Source organism: Streptomyces sp. NPDC045701 (assembly GCF_056432045.1).
The window spans coordinates 1-4,070 of sequence record NZ_JBWKJV010000135.1 but is presented as its reverse complement, the minus strand read 5'-3'; the positions used below and the strand labels follow the sequence as shown (position 1 = coordinate 4,070).

The following is a 4,070-nucleotide window of genomic DNA, read 5'->3' as shown; positions in this document are numbered from 1 at the left end:
GGTGACCTTGAGTCGATCACCCGGGAAGGTACGCCCTCCGCATCCCACGAGGCACCCCGCCCCCGGCCGATCCACAGGTTCTGAGCATTGCTCGTGGCGGGCTGGGCGTCGGGGACTCTGTTGTTTTCCGTGAGGACGACAAGGCCGTAGTCATAGTGGCCGCCGGTGACGGCGCCCATGCTGTTGACCTTCCAGTCGCCGCGGTCGAACGGGTCATCAGGTCCGTCCTGTGAGCGCTGCAGCCACCCGTTCTTGACCTGGATCGTGGACGTCTTGGGAGCCCCGGCTGGCGTTCCCCGCCGCTGGTCATCCTGTACATCGCGCATGAGGCTGAGTGCGTAACTGCGCGACTGGTGAGTCAGGACCGAGTTGTCGTCTCCAGTGAACAGCTTAAGCAGTTTCACCTGATCCGCCGCAGAGATCTGGGTCAGGCCCCAGGAACCTTCTTTGTCAAGGATGGTGCCCTTCATTCCGGCCGCGTCCAGAAAATCCTGAATTTTGACCGGGTCTGGCTTCTGCGGAGTACTGAGATCGGAAATCTGCCGCCACAGGGCAGTGGTTGAAGAACTATCGGAGTTTACGATCATTTTCCTGGCCAGTGCCTCTTCTTCCTGCGTCAGATGGCCGTTTCTTGCCAGCAGGAGTGCGCCCAGGACGATCGGCTTGACCGTGCTCGCGGAGTCGTAGGTTTTGTGTGCATCGTAAGTGCACGTGGTGTTCGTGGCGCGATCATAAAGGGCCACCGAGGCCATGTTCTTCCTGTCCTTCAGTACCTGCGCGATATCCCGGGAGAGGCGCTTGGACAGTTTACGGCTGGGGGAATTACATTCGACCTGGATTATCGTCGCTCTTCGCCGTCTCGCCCGCCCGCACGGCTGCCGAGGGCTGGCCGCCGACTGCACTCGCAGGCGCACTAACTGAGACGGAGCTAGCGAGAGCTATTATCCCGATCGCCAGTTTCGGCACCTTGCCCTGTGCTCTCATTCTGGCTATCAACATTTCTCTGCTCCTCTGAGGTGACCGGAGACCCCGCCACAATCCAAAGAAGGTGCAGGATGGCTTTTCCTGGATGCATCCGCTGGCGAAAATTTAAAAACACCCCGGCCAGCTCTAAAAACGATAGGAAGGGCTTCGGTATCCGGGCTTCAGCCGATTAGCCATTCTTCGGGCTTCCAGGCACCCCGCCAGCCGGAGGAAAGGCGGCTGGCGGGATCCTTTCGGTGTGGCGGCGCCGGCAGTACGGCCCGGACTGAACGGGGCAGCAGGTATGTCGGCCGGCCCGGCTCAGGGGCGGCGCCCTGCAGGGATGATGGTCCCGCGCGCATCCGCTGGGGCACTACGAGCTGTCCGCCGGCTGGTTCCTGGACAGGACGGACGATCCCCACAGTGCGTCCGCTGTGGCCGACCACCGTCTTACCTGGTCCCCGGGCGCTGCGTCCCCGGGCCGCCCGCGCAGAGTCGGCCGCCTCAGACGCACCAGACGCATTTGCCCCAGGACCCATGGCTGGCGGGCTGATCGACGTGGTCTTCGTCGCTCTCGGCGAACCGCCGTGCCCAGGGGTGCCGGGAACCGGCACCCCTGGCATCGTGATCCGTTCCTGGCCGCCCCGCCCGCCGCGGCCCACGACCAGCGCCGGGCACTGGAAGCGCAGATCAGCAGTCTGCAAGAGGGCCGCCTCTTCACCCGGTCCTGACCCCGGTGCCGGGAGCCGGACCCAGGACCGCGGCTGCCCCCCTGGTCACGGCAGGCGGGCCGCACCGGCTTCCCTGGCACGTGCCCGCCTGACCTCCTGCGCCGTCCCTCGCTTCCATGACCAGGTCCAGGGGCCTCGGTCCAGGCAGACACGCACCACGGGGCGGGAACCGGCAGTCAAGCACGCTTGGCGTGCTTCGCGGCGGCACCTTCTGCGGGTGCAGGACCTGCACCCGCATCCTCGCCGCATGACGCACCGCACCCGCAAACACGGCAAGATCTACGTGCGCACCGCTTGCGGGTCCTGCTGCACGGCCCGCTTGCAGGGCGCTCCAGGAGTCAGCCTCCGCCGCTTTGGGCTGCGGGGCCGTCATTGCGCGGCCGGCCCGGGCGCTGGCGGCACAGAAACTGCGGGGCTGCGGCTTCCCTTGCCCGGGATGCCAGGCCCGGGAGCCGGGGCCGTTTTTCAGGAAGCGCGGGCGGCCAGCCATTTGGTGAGGTCGCACGCGATCTGGTTGATGCTGGTCTCGGTGGTGATGTCGTGCTCGCCGCGGGTGGTGTCGCGGCGGACGATCTCGTAGCCGCCCTGGTCCAGCACGGCGACGGAGGCCAGCCAGACGGGATCGTCCTCGTCGGGGTGGATCACGACAAAGGTGTTGTCGCTGCCGTTGAGATGGCTGATGATCATGAAGAGGGCGTTTTCGGACGGGGCGTCGGTGTGGTCGCCGTTCTCGCTGTCGGCGCAGTAGTAGTCGGCGGCCACGGGCCCTCCCCAGTGCGTGTGCTGTCGTTTCCGGTGGCCAGGATGGCACGGCCCGGTGTCCGGCTGCTGGTTCAGAGCCACTGGCTGTTTGTAAGCACTTGTTTTGGGACCAGGGCTCTGTGTTCTTTGGTCCCTACTTCTGGTGGGCTGGGGGCGTGTGAGATGGGTTCGCGTGCCTGGTGCCAAGTGGTTTGGCTCCATCATGACCGGATGGTTGTACGGGCTGTGAGAGGGCCGGAGCGGTAGCGTGGGTGTATCGGATCCGACTGGACGACGGGGCCCGGCAGGCTCGACGGCTCCGCGGATCTCGACCCGTGTCCGGTCCGGGACGGACGGGTTCTCCGGTCTGCGGTGGATGACGAGGACGGGTGCTCGGCCCGGGCGGAGAGCGGTAAGCATGGCCGGGGCCGGCATCCCCTTGGGGCGCCGGCCCCGCTCGTCTGGACCGGTCACTTGCGGCGCTTCTCCCGGGCCTGGGCGAGGCGGAAGGAGTCGGTGCCGGTCTCGATTGATGTGCGCGTTGTCGGTCACCCGGTCCACGATCGCCGCGCAGAGGGGGCCGACGAACGTCTGCTTCCCCCCGGGAACGGAGTGTTCGAGACGATGGCTATGGCTCGTCGTTCCTCACGCTCGGTGAAGACCTGGAACAGCAGCTTCGCGCCGGTCCTGTCCGGGCCTAGGTATCGGAATTCGTCCAGACACAGCAGGCCGGCGCGCCATACCGGGCGAGGGTGCGGCCGGGCTTCTTCTTATCGGCTGCCTCGGCCAGCTCGGTCACCGGGTTTGCGGTGGTCGTGTAACGGACCTTCCGCCGCTTCAGCGATCGGGTCCCGAGGCCGGTCAGCAAATGGGGCTGCCGGTGCCTGAGACACCGATCAGGCAGAGCGGCTGTCCGGCAGTGACCCAGGAGGAGCCGGCAGGGGTGCTGGCCTGTCCGGGGTGTTGTCCGGGTTGGTGTCGGAGCCAAAGTGCCGGCCGCTTGGGAGGGGGAGGTTTGCTTCCCCGGCCAGACGGAGCTTCTTGCGCTTCCCGGTGGGCGCACTGGGGAGTCAGCAGCCGGGCCCAGACCCCCCTGCCGCTGCCACCTGCGGAACAGCCCGTAAACGGCATGCCAAGGCCCGTACTCAGCCGGCAGGTCAAGCCACGGGACACCAGTACGCACCCGCCCCCGCACACCATCTACCAGCATCCGCCGGGAAGGCGGCCTGCGGCTCACACCAGCCGCAGGCAGCAGCGATTCCAGCACCGGCCACTGCTTGTCAGATCCCCTCGCCTCACACTGTGGTCAACATGGTGTGGGGCGAGGGCCGGAAGCCCGGCCAAAAGCACGGCCTAGCCCTGCGGGGCCGCCAGCGTGTTGACCCGCCTGCGGACGGCGAACCAGCCGCCGACGAGCAGGGCGGCGATCAGCGGCAGGCAGTTCACGGTGGTCCGGCCGACGCCGCCGCCCCACCACATCAGGACCAGGACGGAGACGAGGAACACCAGCGTCACGATCTGGGTGTACGGGGCCCAGGGCAGCTTGTAGGACGGGCGGGTGACCTTGCCCTCCTTGGAGCGGGACCAGAACAGCAGCGAGCAGAGCATGATCATGCCCCAGGTGCCGAGGATGCC

3 protein-coding genes and 2 pseudogenes are annotated in these 4,070 nt (G+C 66.8%); all 5 read right to left on the bottom strand.

From position 1 onward, the window contains the following. On the bottom strand, nucleotides 1–752 hold a 752-nt coding region (locus AC07DW_RS33635), incomplete at its 3' end, for a serine hydrolase (protein ID WP_478861406.1). Nucleotides 753–2,159: 1,407 nt separating this feature from the next. Further along, nucleotides 2,160–2,456 carry a hypothetical protein gene (locus AC07DW_RS33630; protein WP_478861405.1) on the bottom strand — a complete coding sequence of 99 codons (297 nt, stop codon included), beginning with the start codon at nucleotides 2,454–2,456 and terminating at the stop codon, nucleotides 2,160–2,162. Nucleotides 2,457–2,983: 527 nt separating this feature from the next. Then, nucleotides 2,984–3,166, bottom strand: a pseudogene (locus AC07DW_RS33625) (ATP-binding protein); the annotation flags it as partial. Then, complete coding sequence (locus tag AC07DW_RS33620) at nucleotides 3,133–3,672, bottom strand: transposase (protein ID WP_478861407.1); 540 nt, start codon at nucleotides 3,670–3,672, stop codon at nucleotides 3,133–3,135. The gene AC07DW_RS33620 and the pseudogene AC07DW_RS33625, both read right to left, overlap by 34 nt. A 116-nt stretch (nucleotides 3,673–3,788) precedes the next feature. Then, nucleotides 3,789–4,070 (bottom strand): annotated as a pseudogene (locus AC07DW_RS33615) (amino acid permease); the annotation flags it as partial.